Raw genomic sequence first — 23582 nt, 5'->3', positions numbered from 1 at the left:
GCCAATATGAAAAAATTAGTTATCGTTGCAACTGTACTCACTGCAGCATTCGTCGCTTTAAAACGCTATCAAGAGCATGTTAATAAAATGCCAAATATTGAATACTAATTCAACCTATATAGATTGATAGTGTTGAAAAAGACGTTCAAATGAATTTTCATTTTGAACGTCTTTTTTTAATCGCTTTTTATGCCGTTTCAAGTGCCTCTTCACGCACGAGATCATTCATAATTCCTAAATAGAAACGGGCTAATTCTGAACCCGTATGACGCAAGTCTAATGTGTCTTGTCCCGTGAAATCTGTATGATCCCAGCCTTTCATCGTTGGTGTCACTTGCCAAATTCCTTTTTTAGGTGCTACTTTATCATCAACATTTTCAAAAGGTTCATTCTCTGGATGTTGGCCTGATATCACAGAAACTAAGCCATCATTTTCTCTCCATGCTTTATCACGTGTTCGTCCTATTAAATCTCCTGTCACCTTATGTTCAATATTCATATGGACATCTGATATTTGAATACCTAACCGTGTTTTGTTTGTCGCAGATCCTGTATAGGTTTTATAGTAAATATCTGGATTAATATCTGTCCGTTGATTGATTTTTTTAGCACCTTCACGCGTCAAATCATAAAGTGCTGTATCTTCAGAAGTAAACAGTGGACTCTTACTTGCACGTTTCGCATATTCAGCAAATGTTTCACCTTGACGTTGTTCTAAGCCCCATTGTTTAAGACCATAATCTACAGCTGAATTTTTACGCCCTTCAAACAAACCATAGTCGTAAATGAGTCGTTTAATAATATCTTTATTACCTAAATCATCCGAAGCAACTGTCCCATCGTGCGGTGTAGCTATTGTCGTAATTGATGAAATTAAATGATCGTGATTTCCTTGAAAAAGAGGACTTATCGTTCCGCCATGTTGCTTTTGATACGCAATCTCTTCAGGATCTCCTTTTCGTAACAAAGACTCTAACATCCGAATCGTTTGTCCTCCCATACTATGACCGATGAGATGAATTTTTTGTCCCGGTTGCCAGCCGGGTAAAATGCCTGGATATGATTTACCATATCGCGCATGTCCATATTTGTTTGCATGAGCTTGTCCATAATCGACGACACCGCCTTTGATATAAGTATAGAGCTCTACAGCACGATCCCAGTTACTTCCAAAAGCACTAACACTGGCTTCATAAACGTTATAACCTGATGCGCGCAGTTGATTCATCATGTCGTATTTTTTACCACCCCAATAATGAGTTCCAGGAGGCGCATTATCGCCTACAAAACCTCCATACCCATGCACAAAAATGATGGGCTCTTTATTTTTATACTGTGCTTGTTGAGGCGCTTGTGCCGCTTTTTTCTTAGATGCTTCTTTTGTTGATGCCACTTGTGGTTCACGAGGTTGCGTTTCTTCTTTTGCGTTTAAATTTTGAGTCGTCGTTGACTTCTTATCATTATCGACCGTTTCTAGATGAGGCTTATGCGCAGTCGCTTTTCCATCATTAACTTTTAGTTTATGTGTATTCACGTTATTAAATTCAGGGTCGACTTGATTAGGAGTTGTTTTAGAATTACGACGATCAATCACAGAAAACCCCGGATCTAAACCGTCTTTTTGATTGTCTTGATGAGCGGCAACCTTTGGCGCATGCGTAACATCACTTGGATTAGACGTGCTATGTTGTGCCTTTAGTTCTGTATTACGCACAGAATGATTCATTTCCGGTGCGTTTAGATTCTTTTTTACTAGCGAATTAGAGTGTGCTTTTGATTCTGACGACTGCATCGTTGTTTGTGTATCATTAGTTGTTTCGTTACCTTGAGTTAAATGATTATGATGAGACGTGGCAATTTCTTTGAAAGCCGTTGATTTCTGAGGCATTTCAGAGGCTTTTGGGGATTCCACTTGTAAGGCATTTGTTTCATTGTTTTGGCGAAGATGGTCCCTCATCACATTCTTACTTTCTGTGTGCAACGTTTGAGATGTATTAAGTGAATGACCTTGATGTACTTCATCTGCATATGCATCATGTCCTACCCAAACAAATAAACTTGTAGCAAGCAGTATGGTAGAGATACTAACAATTCGTGTTCTTAAAGCATATGTACGATCTTGCTGATGATTAAACATAAAAACCCTCCTTAATAATCTAGTCTCTATTATCAATTTATCAATTTGTAACGTATATTATTTCATTTTTGCCTACTTTATACACTTCAGTGCTTAACTGTTATCAAAATCAAATTTTATTTACACTTCAACATCAAAAATTATCTTTTCTTTAATAAACTAAATAAAATACATAGCCAGCATTCTGCAAAATCAAAAGCAATAAATTTAATAATTAGTTAATAGTAATTTTTGGATTAACTGTTTATTATTAAAACGATGTCTATAAGAATAGAATTAAAATTGAATATATTATTTTGGAGGACCTCATGACTTTAATTATTTTACTTATCTTTTTTATCATTCGCTTAGTCAGTCTGGTGATTTCCATAAAACATGCGAAACGACTAGTCCAACAAGGCGCAAAAGAATACGGTCAAAAAAACTCAAAATGGCTTGCACTCACACATATCTTGATCTATGTTGCAGCTGGGATAGAAACTGTTATCAGTCATGAAACGTGGAGTTTCTTTAATATACTAGGGCTAATCATATTAATCATTGCATATGGTGTTTTATTCCATGTTATTAAAACTTTAGGCCCGATTTGGACTTTAAAACTCTACATTTTACCAGAACATCCGATTATCAAATCAGGTCTATATCGTATTACCAAACATCCGAATTATTTTTTAAATATCATTCCAGAATTAATAGGGGTCATCCTACTTACACATGCATCATATACTCCTTTATTGTTACTTCCATATGCCTACTTCTTATACGTTCGTATACAACAAGAAGAAAAGTTAATGTCTTTATAAGCAACAAAGCACTTCTAAGTAAAAATACATTACTTAAAAGTGCTTTTTATTTATACCTTATTTAATTGCTTTAATCAGCAAAATCTCATGCTTAATTGGTATTAGATGATCTCCTACTAAAGGAATCGTAGGCTTGATACGTCGTGCATCATTTACAACATTTTTCATTATTTTTTCAAGCTCATAGCCATACTTCTGAAAAAAGCCAAGTGCACGCAGGTTATCATTAGTAGTGATAACCTGAATCTCCTTAACAGATGATTCTTGTGCTTTGAGTTCTAATGCCTTCAATAACTTTGAACCTACTCCTTTTATCCCTTTAACATTATTAATTGAGATTATTTCAATCACTGAATTTCTAACCGTATAAGTGAGTGCACCATAAATCTCTTCTTCAACAACACATAATAGACCTGGGAGTTTTGATAGATGATACACACCTGAACTCACTACCATACAATCATCATGCCAATAGTGGTTAAAGAAAGACTTCAATTGTGATTCTTCTAGTTGATCCATTTCGATAATATACACCATAATCCCCCTATTTCAAACAAAATACTATCGCTTATAAGTCTTTATTATAGAATGTTGTATGTTAAAAAACACCCCTAAAGCAAAGGGATTACTCACTTTAGGGGTGCGTTATTCAAACATTATCAATCATTCAGTATCCTGATTATTGTTCTTTTTTATCTTTACGACGACGTCCTAGTAAGAATGCGCCACCTAATGCAGCAAATAAGCCACCAAGTAGTGTCGTTTGACCAGCATTTTCTTGTCCAGTTTCAGGTAATGTTTCTTTCTTATGTTTACTTTCAGCCTTTTGAGGTGTAGAAGGCATCGCTTTTTCTACTTTAGGCTGACCTGGTTGTTCTGGCATATTCGGTGCTGGTTTTTCTGGGTTACCCGGTTGTTCTGGCACTTCTGGTGCTGGTACTTCTGGGTTGCCTGGTTGTTCCGGTACTTCCGGCGCTGGGACTTCTGGGTTACCTGGTTGTTCCGGTACTTCTGGCGCTGGGACTTCTGGGTTACCTGGTTGTTCCGGTACTTCTGGTGTTGGTACTTCTGGGTTACCTGGTTGTTCCGGTACTTCTGGCGCTGGGACTTCTGGGTTACCTGGTTGTTCCGGTACTTCTGGTGTTGGTACTTCTGGGTTACCTGGTTGTTCCGGTACTTCTGGTGTTGGTACTTCTGGGTTACCTGGTTGTTCCGGTACTTCCGGCGCTGGGACTTCTGGGTTACCTGGTTGTTCCGGTACTTCTGGCGTTGGTACTTCTGGGTTACCTGGTTGTTCCGGCACTTCCGGTGTTGGGACTTCTGGTGTTGGTTTGTAGAAGCCGCTATCAATTGTAAGGTCATCTGCATTGTTTACTTCAACTTCAACTTTTGTTCCGTCTGAGTCTAATGCGTCGTCTCCTACATTCGCTGTTGTTGCTTCATAACCTTCTGGTGTTTCAAAGCTGATTTCGTATTTACCATTCGGTAAATCTGTAAAGATATAATTACCATCTTTATCTGTTCTTGTTTCTACTGTTGTTCCATCTGCTTTTGTTAATGTTACTTTTACGCCTTCAATTCCTGATTCATTTGCGTTTTGAATACCATCTTTGTTTGTGTCATTCCATACTTTGTCACCGACTTTGTATGTTGCGTCTGTTTTCGGTGGCTCTACCACTGGTTTGTAGAAACCGCTATCGATTGTAAGATCATCTGCATTGTTCACTTCGACTTCAACTTTTGTTCCGTCTGAGTCTAATGCGTCGTCTCCTACATTCGCTGTTGTTGCTTCGTAACCTTCTGGCGTTTCAAAGCTGATTTCGTATTTACCGTTTGGTAAATCTGTAAAGATATAATTACCATCTTTATCTGTTCTTGTTTCTACTGTTGTTCCATCTGCTTTTGTTAATGTTACTTTTACGCCTTCAATTCCTGGTTCATTTGCGTTTTGAATACCATCTTTGTTTGTGTCATTCCATACTTTGTCACCGACTTTGTATGTTGCGTCTGTTTTCGGTGGCTCTACCACTGGTTTGTAGAAACCGCTATCGATTGTAAGATCATCTGCATTGTTTACTTCAACTTCAACTTTTGTTCCGTCTGAGTCTAATGCGTCGTCTCCTACATTCGCTGTTGTTGCTTCATAACCTTCTGGTGTCTCAAAGCTGATTTCGTATTTACCATTCGGTAAATCTGTAAAGATATAATTACCATCTTTATCTGTTCTTGTTTCTACTGTTGTTCCATCTGCTTTTGTTAATGTTACTTTTACGCCTTCAATTCCTGGTTCATTTGCGTTTTGAATACCATCTTTGTTTGTGTCATTCCATACTTTGTCACCGACTTTGTATGTTGCGTCTGTTTTCGGTGGCTCTACCACTGGTTTGTAGAAGCCGCTATCGATTGTAAGATCATCTGCATTGTTCACTTCGACTTCAACTTTTGTTCCGTCTGAGTCTAATGCGTCGTCTCCTACATTCGCTGTTGTTGCTTCGTAACCTTCTGGCGTTTCAAAGCTGATTTCGTATTTACCGTTTGGTAAATCTGTAAAGATATAATTACCATCTTTATCTGTTCTTGTTTCTACTGTTGTTCCATCTGCTTTTGTTAATGTTACTTTTACGCCTTCAATTCCTGATTCATTTGCGTTTTGAATGCCATCTTTGTTTGTGTCATTCCATACTTTGTCTCCGACTTTATATGTTGCCTCTGTTTTCGGTGGCTCTACCACTGGTTTGTAGAAGCCGCTATCGATTGTAAGATCATCTGCATTGTTTACTTCAACTTCAACTTTTGTTCCGTCTGAGTCTAATGCGTCGTCTCCTACATTCGCTGTTGTTGCTTCGTAACCTTCTGGCGTTTCAAAGCTGATTTCGTATTTACCATTCGGTAAATCTGTAAAGATATAATTACCATCTTTATCTGTTCTTGTTTCTACTGTTGTTCCATCTGCTTTTGTTAATGTTACTTTTACGCCTTCAATTCCTGATTCATTTGCGTTTTGAATACCATCTTTGTTTGTGTCATTCCATACTTTGTCACCGACTTTGTATGTTGCGTCTGTTTTCGGTGGCTCTACCACTGGTTTGTAGAAGCCGCTATCAATTGTGAGATCATCGGCATTGTTCACTTCAACTGTAACAGTTTTTCCATCTGAATCTAATCTTCTGTCGTCTCCTGCTTTCGTTGTTGTTGCTTCATAACCTTCTGGTGTCTCAAAGCTGATTTCGTATTTACCATTCGGTAAATCTTTGAAGATGTAGTTACCGTCTTTGTCTGTTTTTGTTGTGATCAATGTGCCATCCGGTTGTTTCAACGTCACTGTTACACCGCTGATGCCTGGCTCGTTCAAGTTTTGGATGCCATCTTTATTTGTGTCATTCCATACTTTGTCCCCAACTTTGTATGTCGCTGGTTTTTGGACTGGTGGCTCTTCTTTTTTGTAGAAACCTTGGTCTACTGTTAAATTATCGCCATCTTTGATGATACCTTTCGCGTTTGTTGGTCCATCTGAATCAAGTTTGTCGTCTTGGACATCTTTTAATGTTGGCTCATAGCCTTCTGGTGTTTCAAAGTCTACTTGATATTCACCATTTGGAAGGTCTTTGAATTCATATTCACCTTTATCATTTGTTACAGTAGTGTCTAATTCTTCGCCTGTACTATCTTTAAGCGTTACTTTAACACCTTTTATACCTTTTTCATTTTCATCTTGAATTCCGTTTTTGTTTGTGTCTTCCCATACTTTATCTCCAAGACTATATGTTGGTTTGTAAAAGCCTGAATCAATTGTTAAATCATTTTTTCCATTAATTTTTACTATTACTTCTGTTCCATCTGAGTCTTTTTCATCATTTCCGCCTTGATCTTTTACTGTTGGCTCATATCCGGATGGTGTCTCAAATTTTACTGTATAGTCTCCGTTTGTTAATCCTTCAAACTTATAATTACCAGATTCATCTGTTTTTGTCTCAACTACTTTTCCATCTTTATCTGTCAATGTTACTTTGACATCTCCGATGCCTTTTTCACCATCATCTTGGATCCCGTTTTTATTTGTATCTTCCCATACTTTATCTCCAAGACTATATGTTGGTTTGTAGAAGCCAGAATCAATTGTTAAATCATTTTTTCCATTAATTTTTACTGTTACTTCTGTTCCATCTGAGTCTTTTTCATCATTTCCGCCTTGATCTTTTACTGTTGGCTCATATCCGGACGGTGTCTCAAATTTTACTGTATAGTCTCCGTTTGTTAATCCTTCAAACTTATAATTACCAGATTCATCTGTTTTTGTCTCAACTACTTTTCCATCTTTATCTGTCAATGTTACCTTGACATCTCTGATGCCTTTTTCACCATCATCTTGGATCCCGTTTTTATTTGTATCTTCCCATACTTTATCTCCAAGACTATATGTTGGCTTGTAAATCCCTAAATCCGCTGATAAATTATCCTCACCGTTTATAGTAATTTCTGACACTAACCCATTTGAATCTAGTTTGTCATTATCGCCTTCATATGTTGGTGAAACTAAGTATCCATTAGGTAGATTTGAAAATTCTACTCTATATTTACCGTTCGGTAGGTTTGGAATTAAATACGATCCATCTTCTTTTGTTATCGCTTCTCCAACTAATTTATTATCGACAGTATTATAAACTTCAACTTTTACTTTTCCTACACCGGTCTCACCTAACTCTTGTATTCCATTATGGTTATTATCTTCCCATACATAGTTGCCTACGCGATATACGGGTTCACCTGTACCTCCACTACTACTTCCTGTGAAACCAAGACCATTACCTGTTGATACAAAGATATTGCCATCAGAGGACAACTTTGCAAATTGAATTAGCTTTGGTGTCTCAGATTCTGTATATTTAAATTTAGTATCTATCACTACTACATATGGAGAATTAATATTACCTAATGCTATATCAACCGTCTCATTAGGACTAAATATCGTTTTTGTCTTGTACTGTTCAGTTACGTCTTTAAGGTCAGATGTATTCACATAGTATCCTTCATTTAATTTGTAACCTTTAGGGGCTTGATAGATTTTAATATTTGTAACTTCTTTATTAATTTGACCGATATTTGTTGGTTCATTAGGCGCATAAGCTCTTACAGTCAAATTAGCATTTTTTAAGTTTTTATCTAATGGATTGACATATACTGTTTGTTTATAGCTTCCCGGATTCTCTTTATTTCCTTTATTAGATATTGTGTCTGAAAATGCAGATCCAATAGAGTTATCACCTTTAACAGAATATCCTTTATACATAATATCCGACTCTATAGAAGTAGTTTGTTCTCCAATAGTCACACTAAATTCTACACCTTTTGTACTTTGTGGTATTGTCTTCGGATCTATATATAATGTATAATTCATATTCATTTTCACGTTGTTAAATCTATTAACATAATCTGTGAATGTATACTTAATTTGATGATTAGCAGTATCATGTTCAGCTAATGCAATAACTTCGCCATTATTTGGGTCATATATATTACCAATATTTTTAATATCTACTGGGTTTAAACCATATGCTTGAATAGTATCAGAATATTTAATTGTAAAATAATCTCCAGATTTTACTTTATCATCTACTAAAACATTTGACTTCCATGATATAGAATCTTTTCCAGGCTCGATTGTATTACTATTATCAGAATCGTTAACAGTTAGAGTTGTTTTCGAATTAATTAAGTTGTTCACATCATTACCAGTTAACCTAGCTTCATTAACGCCCGAAATTGAAGTACTTCTCATCATTGCACTTCTTGGTCTTAATGAAACAGGTGTTGCTTTTGGTGTATTTTTCTCTTGTTTGTTTGCAAGTGCAATTAACATTTCTGCTGTGAGTTGATCAGAATCAAGATTTTGATAATCAAGGTTCATCCCTTGTACAACTTGTTTCGCAGTTTCTGAACTCACGCCTGCATTTTTAGAGTAGTAATCTACTAATTCTGCTTCTTTTTCTTGATTGCTTGTTAATGAAGCTACTTGTTTTACAGTATCAGCTAAACCATTTGCTTGAGGTGCTGAAGCTGCTTTTTCGTTATTTACAGGGACTTGAGTTTCCGTACTGTTATTTACATCTTTAGGAGCTACATCACTTGCTGATTCTGTAGCTTTACGCTCAGATGTTGTTGCTTGTGTTTCTTTATTTTCGTCAACCGATGGTGCTTTTTCTGTGGATTTTTGTGTAGGAGTATCTGGCTTTTCTGATGCGGTTTTATCTTCACTTTGTTGTTTTTCGACAGTCTTCTCTTCTTGCTTCGGTTGATCAGCTTCTTCTGTCACGTTCTCTTCCTCTGGTAAATCTTCTACAACATTTTCCTCTTCAGTTACATCGCCCTTTTGCTCATTGACTTGAGGAATTTCTTCATCGTTTAATTCTTTTGATTGATTTACCGATTCTTCTTTATTTTCTTCAGCAGATAATGTTTGTTTGGCAACTTCTTCTGCTGCATTTGCATCTTTAGCATGAACACCGAAGATTAACGTTGATCCAATCAATAAAGATGCTGTTCCCACTGTATATTTTCTAATTGAATACTTATTTTGTTTGTTAGGCGATATTCCACCTAATTGATTCTTTTTCATAAATAAACTTTCCTCCAAAAATAAAATGTAAAATATAAGCTATAATATTTAATGTAAATAGTTAAAACTGCAAAAAAAATTAAGCATTATTAATTTTGATTTTTTAATTCATCAAGTATAGTGTATACGCTTTTATACAAGGCTATAAACAATCGAAATTAATTTTTTAAGACAATGCAAAACAAAATCAGATTATTAGGATATTACTTTTTTTCGGAATTTAATAAGAGATATACAGTATTAGTTAAAAGTTTTTAGTTGATAGTAGCTGAGATTCTACTTTGTTTATAATAATCATATAAATATTGAATTCTAATAATTATATTTAATCAGTTAATCGTTTTTGTTTTTCATAATCATTTTTATAGCATGATCAAAATAGTAATTTCTATTTTCTGTTATATCATTATTTAAATAGTAGCTATCTGTTTCATGGTCATATATTACTGGGTTATCAAGAATGTGCCACTCTTCACTTTCATGCATATAATTCCGAATATGTGCAATATCCCTTTGAATTGTTCTACAACTCACCCCCCACTCGTTGGCAACATAGACTTTGTTAACTTCTCTCCCTAATATCAAGTCAGTATAAATGGATAATAATCGATAAGGTTGATTCATACGCTCCTCCTCATGACATAACTACATTGTAATAAACAAGGTAGACATATTATGTCATTAATATTGTAATACTTATTAAATTTTAAATTAATGTTTGAGACGGCAAATATATTAATGTTATAATAGCTGTTTATAAAATTCATTTTATTTTTGTTTTCAGTTTTTTCTTAATTAAGATTTTAACCTCTTATAAAAATGTATTATTTCATTCCTTTAGAACAGATACATTTTTATTCTACTAATTATGTATTCATTTTCTATTTTCTCTTAATTTTAATCTTTCAAATTTCATGTATGCTTCAAAAGATTCTACAGTTTATATTTCAAATGAGTATGACTTAAGGCCATACTTTGAAGATGTTATACTTATGGTATGAATCATATTTGATGCAAAATTTTCGCGAGTAAGTCTTTGTGAAATTAAATAAAGGGGGATTTTAAATGTCAAAAGTAACGATTATTGCAGGCGGTCATAAGGTGGCATCTCGATTGACAGGTGTCATTGACTATACAGAGCAGTTTCTTAATCAAAGAGGAATAGAGACAGAGGTCATTCAAGTGCATCAATTAGATGCTAAAGCATTAATCACAGCTGATTTTACAAGTGAATCGGTTACTGCAACACATCAATCAATCGAAAACTCAGACGGTATCGTCATCGTCTCGCCAGTATTTAAAGCAGCTTATTCAGGGATTTTGAAAACGTATTTAGATTTATTACCACGTGGTGCTTTTACAGGTAAAACAGTTTTACCTCTAGCCGTTGGTGGCTCATTTGCACACACACTTGCGATGCAGTATAGTTTGGATCCTGTTATTAAAGAGTTAGGTGCGGATACAATTCATAAAGGTCGTTTTATTCTTGATCAGCATATTTCTTATGTTGAGGATGGTCATTACGTCTTTGATCAAGAAGCAGAGGCATCATTAAATAAAGTACTTAAAAAATTTGTAAACGATGAATCACACGTGAGTGATTAGATTTCATCGTCTCGCCCGAGCAAGGACGATTGAGATTACGATATTATATACAAAAATGAATGGGTTGAGATGTTTAAATGTCTCAACCCATTTGTGACTTTTTGTGCTAGTTTAATTATTCTTTATTCGCTCTTTTTGGGCGTCTCACAACAGCAAACAGTGCGCCTAAACTGATTAAAAGTGACCCCCACAATGTTGTATCGCTTTCTTCCTTACCTGTATTTGGTAATGTTGGTTGCGGATTACCTTTTTTATCCGCTGGTTCACTCGGCACAAGCGGTTGTGAAGGAATAACGATTTCTTTATTTCCTGGTGTTCTTGGTTGTTGTTTTTCATGTCCTGGCACTTCTGGTAACGCAGGGACAAGTTCTTTAGGTTTTGCTGAGTCTTCCGGTGCTTTTGGTAAAGATGGCACTAATTCTTTTGGCATTTTTGGTTGCTCTGGTGCCTGCTCTTTTGGATCTATTGGCTTTTCTGGTGCTTTCGGTGCCGGTTGTTCTGGTTTCTCTGGTTGTTTTGGCATTTCTGGTTGTTCAGGCATAGGTTTTTTAGGTTCTATTGGCTTTTCTGGTACTTTTGGTGCTGGTTTTTCTGGCTGTTCTGGTTGTTTTGGTTGTTCAGGTGCTTTAGGTTCTTCCGGTTTTTTAGGTTCCTCTGGCGCAGGTGGTGCTGGATGCGTTCTAAAGAAACCACTATCAATTGTTAAATTGTCACCATCTTTAATATCAACAACTGAGCTTATGTAATTAGAATCTAAATCTTGTGTAACATTCGGTGCACGGTCAATCGTTGGTTCATATTCTTTTGGTGTTTCAAAAAGAACTGAATATCTTCCATTCTTAATATGATCAAAAACGTAGTGGCCTTGTGCATCAGTAACTGTACGTCCGACTTCTTCCTCTTTGTCATTTAAAATGATAACAGTTACACCAGCAATACCTGGTTCGCCTACATCTTGTTTACCATTTTTATTGACATCTTCCCATACAAAATCACCTATTTTATATATTTTTTCAGCCTCGTTCGTATTTTTGATTAACCCAAAATCAATAGTCAAATCATCTTTATCGACGTTTTCCACGAATGCTCGTCTTCCATTAGAGTCGTTTTCCATAGTCGAAGAAGTAGCATGCGTTACTGTAGGTTTGTAGCCTTCAGGTGTGTGAAATTGTATAAAATACGCACCTTTTTTGACACCAGTAAAAATATATTCGCCGTTGCCATTTGTGTGAACAGTTTGTAATAATTGATGATTCTTGTCTCTCAACTCTACTTTCACATTTGCGACACCCGGCTCACCTGCGTCCTGCTTGCCGTTTTTATTGACGTCTTCCCAAACGCGATTACCAATACGGAAGTTCTCAGCTTTTTCTACTTCAGATTTTGAAGAATGTGCTTCTTTTTCATGTGTATTTGTAGATGGTTGATGTGCAACAGCTTGGCTGTTATTAGGTTGAGAAACTACATTGTTATCTACAACTGCATGTTCTTTTGTTGACTCGATTCCACGATTTTCAGCTTGATTTTGTGGTTGAACTTCATTTGAAGTCGCGTCAGCTTGTTTTTGATCAACTTGCTGTGCTTGTGGCTTTATTTCTGAAACGATTTGTGAAGGTGTAACCTTTTCTAATTGTTGAGATGCCTCTACTACTTGAGGCGCTTCTTCTACTTTTGATGTATCCGTATTTTCTACAGCGACATGCTGTACCGCTTCTTTCGTTTCGCTTTCAGCTGCTTGTGCATCATTTTGTACACCAAAAACTAAGATTGCACCTACAATGAGTGACGCTGTGCCTACTGTACTTTTGCGAATACCATAACGGTTATGTTTACTTTCTAGATGTTTACTTTTGATACGCATTTTGTTTTCCACTGGTATCACTGCCTCCTAATAATTAATGGTGAAATTCATTTCATTTAAATAAATATGATTGGTCAATTTAAGAATAATTTTATTTACGATAATTTAATTATACATTCTATTTTTGATATTTCATTAGAATAATAAAAAGTTAAGATTCTTATAATTTAGCACCATTGAAGAGGCTTGTTTTTGCTCGTTTTTATTGTCATATCAACGAAATTATTAACTTAAAGTTAATAATTAGAAAGTAGAATAAGGTGACAAAAGAGTGAAATTACAATGGACATTTTTATAATATAGATTTATTTTATTAGAGTAGTAACATTTTGTTTTAAAATGATATTACATATAAAATACATATATTTAATACCTATATTGTATTTTGAAATAGGTAAACGCCATCATTGAAAGGAGTTTAATAGATATGGAAAAGATTCAATCATTTAGTATTCGAAAGTTCAGCATTGGGGTAGGTTCTCTCATTTTAGCAAGCACGTTATTGACTTCAGGACATGCCTTAGCCGATGAAACATCACCTTCATCCCCACAATCAAATGATGTGAGTGAAGCAAGTATCCAACAGGCTATTGATCAAATCAATCAATTGTCTCATTTAACACCAGAAGATCGTCAATATTTTACGCAGTTATTAATCGCTTACCCGGGTAATAAGGAGAAAATCCTTGCTGAAGCACAGCAACGTAATAGCCAATTCGCTAATGCGGCACGTGACGCAAAACCGAAAGCAGATGCACAGCCACAAAATGATACAAATCAAGCAAAAATACAAAACGCGATTAATCAAATTAATCAGTTGAAGTATTTAGATGATGAAGATCGCGAACAGTACATTACGGTTATTAATCAATTCCCTGAACAAATCGATCAAATTATCGCACAAGCTCAAGGCGTGAATTTATCTTTAAAGAAAATACACTTCGGTGATCAAATTCGCAACTTGCTTCATTTAAGTAAACCACAACGTGATATGTTTCTATCACGATTAGAAGAAAATCCAGATCAAGCTGAGGCTATTTTATCTGAGGCACAAGCTCTCAACCAAAAGAATGCCCAAGAACAAGAAAAACCAAAACAGGACGCACCTCAAAAAGAGGAAAAGCCGAATGCACCGCAACCAGAAAAACCAAAGCAGGATGAACAACCTACGCCTCAAGAAAAGCCTCAGATGAAAGAGAGCCCTGAGGTTAAGCAACCTGAACAGAAACCAGGAAAACCTCAGCATCAAGATACTAAAAACAAACCTCAAATGACTCAAAAAGAGAAAGAAAGTCATGCTACACCGAAAAAGCCCGCAACACATATTGTGAAACCGGGAGATACGGTTCAAGAAATTGCTAAAAAAGCAGGTACGACTGTAGAAAAAATAAAACAAGAGAATCACATGCCAAATCCTAACTTGATTTTGCCAGGTGAACGTATCGCCCTACCTGCTGAAAAGCACTCAAGTGAAACTTCAACAATCAAAGCTTTACCTCAAACAGGTGAAAATGAATCACTTTTCGGTACAACTTTACTTGGAGGATTAAGCATTGCTCTTGGAGGTTATTTGGTTAGCCGCCAAAGAAAGTCACATTAATTTATTATCAATTAAAAGGTCATTATTAATACCCTATACCTATACTTACACAAGGATGTAATCAATACATTCGCTTGGCATGGATGACTCGAATTGAGGACAAGTAAGTGTTTCCCCTCAATTCAGTCATCTACTGTCAAACATCCACTTTAAAAACTCACATTAATCTAAACTACTATTATTTCTTCATCAAAAGAGCCTGAGATAAAATTGTCTCAATAATCGATGAAATCCGAGGTTTTCGTAAAAAACGAAAAATCTCGGATTTTTTCCTTTTATCATCAGTTTAGCCGCACTAGATGCGACTAATTTCCTTAGGCACCTCGTTAATTTAGTTTTTGTTGTGATGAATTAAATTATACGAAAGTGCCTTAATTTTTTAAGTATAATGGTGAATGATTACATATATAAGCGAAGTATTTATAGCGAGACTCCTGAGGGAACAGGACGAGCCGAAGACTACAGGCTGAGGCTGTCCCCTCGGAAAGCGAGCCTATATAATACGAAGCATGATAATAAAAGGAAGCTCGAAGACGATTTTTATCAAAATCATCTTCGAGCTATTTATTTTGATATTTATGTCCCAGGCTCCTCTATATTTATTTTCTTCCAGCACGTTGTCCAATTGTAAAAAGAATACCAATTGCTAATAATAGTAATCCCCAAAACGATTTCGGTGTCCGTTTCATACCGGTTTCAGGTAGAGCACGTTTGTGTGGGTGCTTATGATTGTCCTTATGCTGATGACTACCCTTTGTTTGATGACTATCCTTTTGAGGTTTATTCTTAGGTTTCTCTGATGTAGACTCTAACTCTTTTACGAATGTACGTGCATCTTTTTCTGAAGGGATTACGTACGAATTTTCTGATGATGGTTCTTGTGCAGACATATTCATAAGTCTAGATGAAACTCGTGCTGTATCTATTTCTTCAGGTGTCACACCTTTGTGAGATTCCGGATTTTTAGTTTTTGAGCTTTCTGATTGTTGTGGCATTTCTGGTTGTTGCTGTGTTGAATCCTCTGATTGTTGTGATACTTCTGGTTCTTGAGATGTCGGATTCTCTGATTGTTTTGGCACTTCTGGTTCTTCCGGTGACGGGCTCTCCGGTTGTTTTGGTGCTTCTGGCTCTTGTGTTGTTGGATTCTCTGACTGTGGTGTCGGGCTCTCCGGTATTTGTGGGTTTAGCACTGGTGGAACTTGCTGATTTGGTGTTTCAGTTTCGGTATCGGTATTGGATTCAGATAAAGTCGAATCTTTATAGATACCAAAATCAACACTTAAGTCATCTTTATTGTTAATATCAACAAGATCGATGCGCGTATTCGAGTCGTTATCCGTGGTGGTCCCGTTCGCAAAAGCTCTTGTTGGTGTATAACCTGTAGGTGTTTCAAAGAAGATGTAGTAGCGTCCGTTAATTAAGTCGGTAAACAGATAACGGCCATTCGCATCAGTTTGCGTTTCTTTTAACAGCTTATATCGATTGTCTGTTAAACGCACATTTACATTTCTAACGCCAGGTTCATCGGCATCTTGTTTGCCATTACGATTGAGGTCTTCCCATACTTGATTACCAATTCGGTACGGTTGACCTTGTACAGCGTCATCTCGACTTCCACTTTTATTTACAGCACTTTTTGCCCCCTGTCCAATCTCATTAACATCGTTTTTAGACTTTTGTGGTGCAGTGCGCCCTGAAGGGATTTGATTCGTATGTTTCAGTTCAACACCTTGAGGCTGAACTTGTGTCACTGTCGAATCAGCTTGGGGCGTTTCTGTTGGCCTATTGTTCGTCTCGCTGAGCATTTTTGGCGCTGGGATAGGTGCTTGGCTCGCTTGAGTTTGAGGCTGTGAGGTTTGTGCCATTTGATGATTACTTACTTGTTCACTCGACACATCACCTTGTTTTAGTGACGTTGCTTCAGGTGCGCGTGTCTGCGTATTTGGCAATTTTTGCCTCTGATTTTCAGGTATTGAATCCCTATTTTCTTTCGTTTGGTCGCCAGTAGACTCTATTTGTGTTTCATGCTCAACTGGCGCGTTGGGCATTTCTGCAGCTTCAGCATCATGTGTATGCATCCCTAAACATAGTATTGAACCCATGCATAATGTTGTTATTGCGAAAGTTTTTCTACCGATATGATTTTGATTGCGTTTATTTGGCCTGTCAAAAAATTTCTCATTCACCAAAATAAACACCTCCCAATTTCTCATTATTTTTATATTTGCATTCGTATAATAATAAAGTGTCACTTCAAACGTCATATTGTCATACAGAAAACAACTTTAAATCGAAAAGCATTTCAATCTTTTTATATCGATTCACCTCTTATCAATACTGCCATGACAACGATGAGCAAACTTCGACAAAATTATTTTTTACTCATTTAGAATATAATTATTTTCAAATTAAAAAACTAAACACTTTGAGTATGCGGATTATTTTATTATGGTCCTAAAACTTTTTCAATCTTTTATATTTCAGTTTAAAAGTGTATTTCAATTTGTTATATGATTAAAAATTGTGATTTTATATGAAAATCCTTGAACGTTCAAGGTTCTCTGTTCCTCTTTTTAACTGAGAAAACTTCTCTTTAAATATGCATTTGCCTAATGCTTTATAAGTACAACCTATACTTCAAAAGCATAAGATGATATGTATCAACCTTAAATAAACCGCTTCTTGAAATATCCATAGCTAGCTGTAAAAGCTGGAAGTAATAACGAATTTAGCGCTTGTTTTTTGAAGTACAATCCATTGCACTTACAATGAGATGAATTGTATACTCAAATTCACCCGTAGATTGTACTGTACATTTGTACAATGAAGCGCAATGCCTCCCCCATCCAGTTACACGCATTAAAAAAAGCCGTCACCTCTCATCTAAGATAGAAGTGACGACATCATTTATTGTTCTAAGGCTGGAATGGTAGCCTCAATATTAAAGTATTGTTTTAATAACGCTTGATAGTTGATAGGTGTGACATCAATTTGTTGTTTTTGTCCATTTTTGATGATATTGACATGATTTTCTGTCATTGTCATATGACCGTTATCTGTTTTTTTATTAATGAGTAAATGATGCTTAAAATTATACTCTGGATTAAACACTGTGTAGTCAAAATCTTTCATAAAATCAATTAAACTTCGTGGCTCTCGTTTAAAATTCAATAAGTCGCTCCAATTTTCTTTAGCTTGTTTTGTTGTCTGAACGAAATAACTTTGTGCGTCATCGTCGTAAATAATTCGATAAAAGTCGTCTTCATCTTCGACCACTTCACCAGTCAATGGAATAGGTTGACTCGGAAAATGACCAAATCCGGTATCCGCCAAATAGTGCTGATTATCAATCGTTACAACATTGGTTAAATGTGTGGCACGCTTTTTCCACTCTCTTTTCGGCGGTTTAACGTAACCAGCAACCATCATTGTTTCATAGCCACGTGCGGTTAAATAAGCATTTGTGACGACATTATTTTCATAGCATAAACCGCCACGATGATATTGCGTAAATTTATCGATATTCGTTTGGACATCCGTTGAAATAGTTCTTCCATTAAATATATCAATCGCTTCAAAAGGGATCGTTTGTAAAAATTTTCGAATATACGTCGTTAAATCCGTTAAAGTTTTGCCTGTCGTTTCTGAAGGTGTTAAACCAATGTGTGATTCCAATGCTTCAAAATTCATTGATAAAACCTCTCTTTATCTCTCATGGATTAGGGTACGAAACAACACGTATTCACCTATCTACAGTCCTCTAATATTTGAAACACAACCGCATGTTTGTTTAAGATAACTGATCCAAAAATGCTTGGGTTGTCATCGTTTGACCCATCACTGGGAAAGTATAGTTAACAGAAAAGTCATGCAGATGTTCAGCTGGTGCCGTCATCATATCTGTTAAAAAGTATTGATTATAACCGTACTGGTAAGCATCTCGTGCTGTTGTATCAACACCCATATGCGTAGAAATGCCCCCAATGACTACCGTATCAATGCCACGACGTCGTAATTGTAAGTCTAAATCCGTACCGAAAAAGCCGCTGAAATGTCTTTTCGTTACAACGTAATCCCCTTCACGATAATCCAATCGCTCTGGAAAATCAGAAAAATTAGGGTCTGATTCATCAGGAAGTTGTACCATCGCATTCGGTTGAAGTTTGTCTTTACCATCGTAAAAAGCCACATGAACAAATGCGATAAAGCCATTATGCGCACGGAATTGTTCAATCACTTGATTTGCATGGTTCACTACTGATTCAGTTGAATGCGGTGCACCGTCTAATGCGACAATTCCTTTTTGTAAATCAACTAAAATTAGCGCTGTTTTGTTAAAATCTATCATTTGAAGACCTCCATCTTATTTCAAATATATTTCAAGTAAATTTTGAAGATACGAATCTATCGTATAACCTCTTGTAAAGCGTTCATACATGTAAATGTCTGAAGAAAAAGCATTTAACAACATATCAATTTTCAATTCCATGTTATCGATATTGCCTGATTTTTCCATTTCACGTTGAATAATTTGATATAAATCCTCATAAAACGGTGCGGTGTTTGTCGCGTTGGCTTTAATGCCACTTTTTTCTATAAAATTAAGTAGCTTGAGATTACGCTCTTTTAAATTCAAAAAGATATTCAGTACACCGAATAATCTGTCATGCAATGAAGCCTTTTCATTTTGAGTTAAAAATGCCTCAATATCAGCGAACATATCATCAATTTGGTCATCAATAACCGCGCGACATAACATCGATTTACTTTCAAAATGACGATAGAGTGTTCCGACACCTACATTGGCTTCGTCGGCAATTGCTGCCATACTAATCGATCTGATTTCAGTATTCCCACTCATCATTTTTGAAGCCGTTTCTAATATTAACTTCTCATTTCTGCGTGCGTCTAAGCGTTTTGTCGTCTCTTTGCTTGTCATGCAAAACACACCTTTTATCTTATTCTTCTGTATCTTTTTCTAAACGTGATACAGTAACGTCTAATCCAAAGTACTTTTTCAAAAAGGCTTTATAGTTTTCAGAAGTGACGGGCTGTTTCTCTTTGTTACCTTCTTTTGAAATCGTTAAATTTTCATGAGACATTGTCGCTCTACCGTATGGCTTAGGCATTGTGACAATAAGTCGTTTGACGAAGACAGAATTAGGATTGGTTTGATTGTATTCAATGTTGTCAGAAAAATAGTCTAAGTCACGAGCTTGTGGCTCTGCTTCATATTTCGTTTGCCATTCATCATCAACCCATTTTTGAACATGAATGGTGTCATCAATATATACCGCACGATAAGTACCTCCAACATCTTCCACAATATCTGAACCGTCATGTGTGACATGAAGGGCATCTGCAGGTAAATCTCCAAAGCCTACATCAGCGACGTAACTTTCACCTTCTATCTCTACAATTAATGACATATGTGTCCCAAAACGACTCCGACCGCCATTCGGTGTATGAATTGTTGCACCTACAAAATGCGTATCAAAGCCTTTTTCTTCGAGATAAGCACCAAAGAAGGTATTGTTTTCATAACAATAGCCCCCGCGATTCCGCTTGATGAGCTTGTCGTACAAATCGTCCAATTCTGTTGAAATACGAACACCATTTTGGACATCCAAATTTTCAAATGGGACATGATACATAAATTGTCGTGTATAGTAATTGAGCGCTTCAACACGATTTTTGAACTGTTTTTGTTCATTGATTTCTAATTTCTTCTCTATATTTTGTATATCCATAATGGCCTCCTTACGTTTTTATGCCTCTAATATTAAATGGAATTTGCAAGTTTGACAAATGGAATGCATTCCGCTTAAAATAAGTGATAGTCAATTCCGTTTAGAAAGAGGTGACGTATATGTCGGATGAGGCAACTTCGAACAATTCGATGCAACATCATATTCCTGCAATCGTAATGATGATGATTGGGGCTTTTATCGCAGTACTCAATCAAACTTTAATGACGACTGTGATTCCTAAAATAATGGAGGAATTTCATCTTACGAGTGGCACTGCACAATGGTTAACGACCATCTTCATGCTTGTAAATGGCATCATGATTCCGATAACCGCTTATCTTACACAGCGGTTTTCATTAAGACGGTTATTCTTTACAGCTATGCTGTTATTCGTCGTGGGTTCCTTATTATGTATGCTTGCGCCTAACTTTACATTACTTTTAGTAGGTCGGGCGATTCAAGCAATGGGTGCAGGAATTTTGATGCCACTGACGCAAATGTTTTTATTCCTTGTCTTTCCATTAGAAAAACGTGGTATGGCCATGGGACTTTTCGGATTAGTCATTGGTTTTGCGCCAGCAATCGGGCCTACTGCTGCAGGTTGGTTTGTTACTGCATTTGATTGGCGCTATTTATTTTTAATCATACTCATCATTTCAGTGATTGATTTATTATTCGGTTATTTTAAAATGATGGATCTGACTGAATTATCCAAACCGAAACTCGATATTTTATCTGTGATATTATCAACGATTGGTTTTGGCGGTTTATTATTCGGCTTTAGTTCAGCCAGTCAATTTGGATGGGGCAACCCTATCATTTATTTAACACTTCTCGTAGCTGTCGTGGCACTGGTCACTTTTGTTATGAGACAGCTTAAATTAGAGACACCTATGCTTGAAATACGTGTGTTTCAATATCGGGCATTTACGATACCAATTAGTTTAGTCATTCTGATGTTTTTGATATTTATCGGGACATTGACAATACTTCCAATCTATATGCAGACGATGCGTGGTTTAACGCCGCTTCAATCCGGTCTCATTTTACTCCCGGGTGGTCTGGTGATGGGGCTCCTTTCACCTGTGACAGGTAAATTGTATGACATCATTGGCGGACGCATTCTCGCAGTGAGTGGGATGACGCTTATTTTTATCGGTACATTACTGCTCTCATTTTTAAATGCAGAATCATCTATCACTTATATCATCTTGTCATTTTTAGTGATGATGTTAGGTAACTCTGGCATTATGGTGCCAATGACAACCGAAGCACTTAATGCACTACCAAGAGAGCTCATCCCGCATGGGACTGCAATGAATAACACGTTACGTCAAATTTCTGCTGCGATTGGAACAGGATTACTGGTTACGTTATTATCGCAACTCGCTATGGGACATGGCGGCAGCACTGTTGCCAGTCATATCTTTGGCTTGCAATGGACGTATAAAGTAGTTGCAGTTCTAAGCTTAATTGGGGCGTTCATTGCCCTTCGTGTATCTAAAAAAGAATCATCAAATTAAAAATTTAGGAGGTTGTATGATGTTATTAAATCATGCGATTAACGCTTACGTTGCAAAAGATATTATTAAAAGTGGTTTGCCAAAAGTGAGAAATGATGAAGCAATGGCAACACAATTTAAAGAAGCATTTAATATTAACAAAAACTTGATGCAAATAGCTGGTGTATTTGAAATTGTAGGTTCTATCTTATTGTTAACTTCTACTTTTGGCAAAGCAGGTGTGAAATTTGTACGTCTTGGTGCTGTAATGATTAATCTTATTATGGGTGTTGCAATGTACCAACACATTAAAGCCGGTCACGGTTATAAAGCAACACAATCTGCGGGTAAATACTTCTTATTAAATACCTTAACGCTACTCGATACTTTCAAAAAATAAAATATGCGATTGTTATTCTACTTTATTGGGTAAATGTATGTTATGTGGGTATATTTACAATATGTTTCACCTTAGTTTGCATCTTTGAAAAGCAAAATGAGCCTATAACACTTCGACAATCGTTGTGTATGAGATAAGGCTCAACGATGCATTGCAAATTTGAAATGGAGATGATTGTGAGCATGACAAATATAAAAGCAATTGATACGCATGCACACTTATGGAGTGAAGAATATTTAGAACGTTTAGGTCGTCTTGGTAGCCAAGGTACTGAAGTGGCCAAAGGGATTAACCAATCAGATTCAGAGGAAGATTTGAAAAAACGTTTTAAAATGATGGACGATGCGGGCGTTGAAAAACAAATTATTTCAGCGACTCCACAATCGCCACAATGGGGAAATCAAGAAGAAGCAAAAGCTTCAGCAGAAATGATTAACGGATTGTACGAATCGCTCGTACAAAAATATCCTGATCGCTTTTTAGCTTATGGTGCTGTGTCACTTCCTTATATTAACCAAGCCATTGAAGAAGCAAAAACGTTATTAGCGAAAGATGCATTTATCGGTATTGCAATTCCAACATTAGTAAAAGACAAAGTGTCTGTTGCCGATTTGCAATTCGAACCTTTTTTCGCAGCAATGAATGAACTACATGCGACACTATACGTGCATCCTACCGGTTGTGGTGCACAATCTCCAATGGTCAATGACTATCAATTACACTGGGTCATTGGTGCACCATTGGAATCCACATTTGTCGCACTTCATTTAATGAAAAACAATATACCGCAAAAATATCCAAACATTAAGTTTCACATCTCACATTTAGGTGGAGCATTACCTTTCTTTATGCAACGTATTGAAGATAACTACGAAGACTGGAATGCTTTTAAAACAAGCCCTTGGGAAATCTTAAATCGTCAATTTTACTTTGATACAGCCAAATTCCATGGTCCATCATTAGTTAATACGATTGAGACATTTGGTGCTGAACACTTGATGATGGGAAGCGACTTCCCTTATTTCCAAGATGAAAAATATACACGTGCGGTAGACTATATTAAAAATAGTGATATCGATACAGATAAAATTGACGGTATTCTTCGTGGCAACGCAATCGAATTTTTCGAAATCAACCGTCAAGAATAAGCAATTTTAAAGGATAACACGAAAACGCACCATTTTTATCCATGTCATACAAAGAATGGTGCGTACTGTGTTATCCTTTTTTATGTTTGATTTCATAATCAAGATTCATGCTTCTTAAAAACAATTCGTGAGCCATAATGATATTGATAGAAATTTTAATTCA

General features: G+C 36.3%; 16 protein-coding genes and 3 pseudogenes. 7 read left to right on the top strand and 12 right to left on the bottom strand.

Annotated elements, in window-relative coordinates; all coding sequences use genetic code 11:
• Positions 1-6 precede the first annotated feature (6 nt).
• Complete coding sequence (locus MUA40_RS01185; protein ID WP_016425969.1) at positions 7-108, top strand: SE2200 family small protein; 102 nt, start codon at positions 7-9, stop codon at positions 106-108.
• A 79-nt stretch (positions 109-187) separates the two neighbouring features.
• Here MUA40_RS01185 and lip read toward each other — a convergent pair whose 3' ends face one another.
• Positions 188-2137, bottom strand: a complete 1950-nt coding sequence (lip, locus tag MUA40_RS01180) for a YSIRK-targeted triacylglycerol lipase (protein WP_194513476.1) — start codon at positions 2135-2137, stop codon at positions 188-190.
• Positions 2138-2445: 308 nt separating this feature from the next.
• On the opposite strand from lip, the gene MUA40_RS01175 reads away from it, so the two are divergent.
• On the top strand, positions 2446-2940 hold the full coding sequence (locus MUA40_RS01175) for an isoprenylcysteine carboxyl methyltransferase family protein (RefSeq protein ID WP_016425967.1): 495 nt from the start codon (positions 2446-2448) through the stop codon (positions 2938-2940).
• 57 nt (positions 2941-2997) lie between these two features.
• Here MUA40_RS01175 and MUA40_RS01170 read toward each other — a convergent pair whose 3' ends face one another.
• The 5 genes and pseudogenes from MUA40_RS01170 to MUA40_RS01155 form a co-directional block, all read right to left on the bottom strand.
• Entirely contained in the window at positions 2998-3477 is a 480-nt protein-coding gene (locus MUA40_RS01170; protein ID WP_081635195.1) for a GNAT family N-acetyltransferase, read from the bottom strand.
• A 142-nt stretch (positions 3478-3619) separates the two neighbouring features.
• Positions 3620-7015: pseudogene (locus MUA40_RS12100) on the bottom strand (SdrD B-like domain-containing protein); the annotation flags it as partial.
• A gap of 39 nt (positions 7016-7054) precedes the next feature.
• Positions 7055-8569: pseudogene (locus MUA40_RS12095) on the bottom strand (SdrD B-like domain-containing protein); the annotation flags it as partial.
• An 894-nt stretch (positions 8570-9463) separates the two neighbouring features.
• Positions 9464-9553 (bottom strand): annotated as a pseudogene (locus tag MUA40_RS12090) (YSIRK-type signal peptide-containing protein); the annotation flags it as partial.
• Positions 9554-9886: 333 nt separating this feature from the next.
• Positions 9887-10177, bottom strand: a complete 291-nt coding sequence (locus MUA40_RS01155) for a hypothetical protein (RefSeq protein ID WP_016425963.1) — start codon at positions 10175-10177, stop codon at positions 9887-9889.
• Positions 10178-10618: 441 nt separating this feature from the next.
• Here MUA40_RS01155 and ssuE point away from each other — a divergent pair, with 441 nt between their 5' ends.
• Positions 10619-11158, top strand: a complete 540-nt coding sequence (ssuE, locus tag MUA40_RS01150) for an NADPH-dependent FMN reductase (protein WP_016425962.1) — start codon at positions 10619-10621, stop codon at positions 11156-11158.
• Between the two features lie 115 nt (positions 11159-11273).
• On the opposite strand, the gene MUA40_RS01145 is transcribed toward ssuE, so the two are convergent.
• Positions 11274-13031: an SdrD B-like domain-containing protein gene (locus tag MUA40_RS01145; RefSeq protein WP_126496590.1), complete on the bottom strand. Its 1758-nt coding sequence runs from the start codon at positions 13029-13031 to the stop codon at positions 11274-11276.
• 415 nt (positions 13032-13446) lie between these two features.
• Here MUA40_RS01145 and MUA40_RS01140 point away from each other — a divergent pair, with 415 nt between their 5' ends.
• Complete coding sequence (locus tag MUA40_RS01140; RefSeq protein WP_016425960.1) at positions 13447-14619, top strand: LysM peptidoglycan-binding domain-containing protein; 1173 nt, start codon at positions 13447-13449, stop codon at positions 14617-14619.
• Between the two features lie 599 nt (positions 14620-15218).
• Here the strand turns inward: MUA40_RS01140 and MUA40_RS01135 are convergent.
• The 5 genes from MUA40_RS01135 to MUA40_RS01115 all read right to left on the bottom strand — a co-directional run bounded on the left by MUA40_RS01135 (position 15219) and on the right by MUA40_RS01115 (position 20369).
• Positions 15219-16805, bottom strand: coding sequence for an SdrD B-like domain-containing protein (locus MUA40_RS01135; RefSeq protein ID WP_167732875.1), 1587 nt, complete (start codon positions 16803-16805; stop codon positions 15219-15221).
• A 721-nt stretch (positions 16806-17526) separates the two neighbouring features.
• Positions 17527-18309, bottom strand: coding sequence for an arylamine N-acetyltransferase family protein (locus MUA40_RS01130; protein WP_126496096.1), 783 nt, complete (start codon positions 18307-18309; stop codon positions 17527-17529).
• A 100-nt stretch (positions 18310-18409) separates the two neighbouring features.
• Entirely contained in the window at positions 18410-18967 is a 558-nt protein-coding gene (locus tag MUA40_RS01125; protein ID WP_016425957.1) for an isochorismatase family protein, read from the bottom strand.
• Positions 18968-18982: 15 nt separating this feature from the next.
• The gene (locus tag MUA40_RS01120; RefSeq protein ID WP_016425956.1) at positions 18983-19558 is read right to left on the bottom strand and encodes a TetR/AcrR family transcriptional regulator; all 576 of its coding nucleotides are present in this window, start codon (positions 19556-19558) and stop codon (positions 18983-18985) included.
• 19 nt (positions 19559-19577) lie between these two features.
• Complete coding sequence (locus MUA40_RS01115; RefSeq protein WP_167732876.1) at positions 19578-20369, bottom strand: arylamine N-acetyltransferase family protein; 792 nt, start codon at positions 20367-20369, stop codon at positions 19578-19580.
• A gap of 119 nt (positions 20370-20488) precedes the next feature.
• Between MUA40_RS01115 and MUA40_RS01110 the strand changes: the two genes are divergently transcribed.
• From MUA40_RS01110 to MUA40_RS01100, 3 genes are all read left to right on the top strand, one after another.
• Positions 20489-21892, top strand: coding sequence for a DHA2 family efflux MFS transporter permease subunit (locus MUA40_RS01110; RefSeq protein ID WP_016425954.1), 1404 nt, complete (start codon positions 20489-20491; stop codon positions 21890-21892).
• A gap of 16 nt (positions 21893-21908) precedes the next feature.
• A complete protein-coding gene (locus MUA40_RS01105; protein WP_016425953.1) occupies positions 21909-22271 on the top strand; it encodes a DoxX family protein in 363 nt (120 codons plus the stop codon).
• Between the two features lie 182 nt (positions 22272-22453).
• Complete coding sequence (locus MUA40_RS01100; protein WP_262569744.1) at positions 22454-23419, top strand: amidohydrolase family protein; 966 nt, start codon at positions 22454-22456, stop codon at positions 23417-23419.
• Positions 23420-23582: the final 163 nt, after the last annotated feature.

This window comes from Staphylococcus schleiferi (genome assembly GCF_025558325.1).
In the GTDB taxonomy this organism is placed as follows: domain Bacteria; phylum Bacillota; class Bacilli; order Staphylococcales; family Staphylococcaceae; genus Staphylococcus; species Staphylococcus schleiferi.
The sequence above is the reverse complement of the archived record's forward strand: the minus strand, read 5'-3'. Positions and strand labels throughout refer to the sequence as shown.

Excerpts from the sequence above, each read along its gene's own strand:
- MUA40_RS01185 (WP_016425969.1), top strand. The coding sequence starts at position 7 with ATGAAAAAATTAGTTATCGTTGCAACTGTACTCACTGCAGCATTCGTC.
- MUA40_RS01100 (WP_262569744.1), top strand. The coding sequence starts at position 22,454 with ATGACAAATATAAAAGCAATTGATACGCATGCACACTTATGGAGTGAA.
- MUA40_RS01105 (WP_016425953.1), top strand. The coding sequence starts at position 21,909 with ATGATGTTATTAAATCATGCGATTAACGCTTACGTTGCAAAAGATATT.
- MUA40_RS01115 (WP_167732876.1), bottom strand. The coding sequence starts at position 20,369 with ATGGATATACAAAATATAGAGAAGAAATTAGAAATCAATGAACAAAAA.
- MUA40_RS01140 (WP_016425960.1), top strand. The coding sequence starts at position 13,447 with ATGGAAAAGATTCAATCATTTAGTATTCGAAAGTTCAGCATTGGGGTA.
- MUA40_RS01120 (WP_016425956.1), bottom strand. The coding sequence starts at position 19,558 with ATGACAAGCAAAGAGACGACAAAACGCTTAGACGCACGCAGAAATGAG.
- MUA40_RS01175 (WP_016425967.1), top strand. The coding sequence starts at position 2,446 with ATGACTTTAATTATTTTACTTATCTTTTTTATCATTCGCTTAGTCAGT.
- lip (WP_194513476.1), bottom strand. The coding sequence starts at position 2,137 with ATGTTTAATCATCAGCAAGATCGTACATATGCTTTAAGAACACGAATT.
- MUA40_RS01170 (WP_081635195.1), bottom strand. The coding sequence starts at position 3,477 with ATGGTGTATATTATCGAAATGGATCAACTAGAAGAATCACAATTGAAG.
- ssuE (WP_016425962.1), top strand. The coding sequence starts at position 10,619 with ATGTCAAAAGTAACGATTATTGCAGGCGGTCATAAGGTGGCATCTCGA.
- MUA40_RS01110 (WP_016425954.1), top strand. The coding sequence starts at position 20,489 with ATGTCGGATGAGGCAACTTCGAACAATTCGATGCAACATCATATTCCT.
- MUA40_RS01155 (WP_016425963.1), bottom strand. The coding sequence starts at position 10,177 with ATGAATCAACCTTATCGATTATTATCCATTTATACTGACTTGATATTA.
- MUA40_RS01125 (WP_016425957.1), bottom strand. The coding sequence starts at position 18,967 with ATGATAGATTTTAACAAAACAGCGCTAATTTTAGTTGATTTACAAAAA.
- MUA40_RS01130 (WP_126496096.1), bottom strand. The coding sequence starts at position 18,309 with ATGAATTTTGAAGCATTGGAATCACACATTGGTTTAACACCTTCAGAA.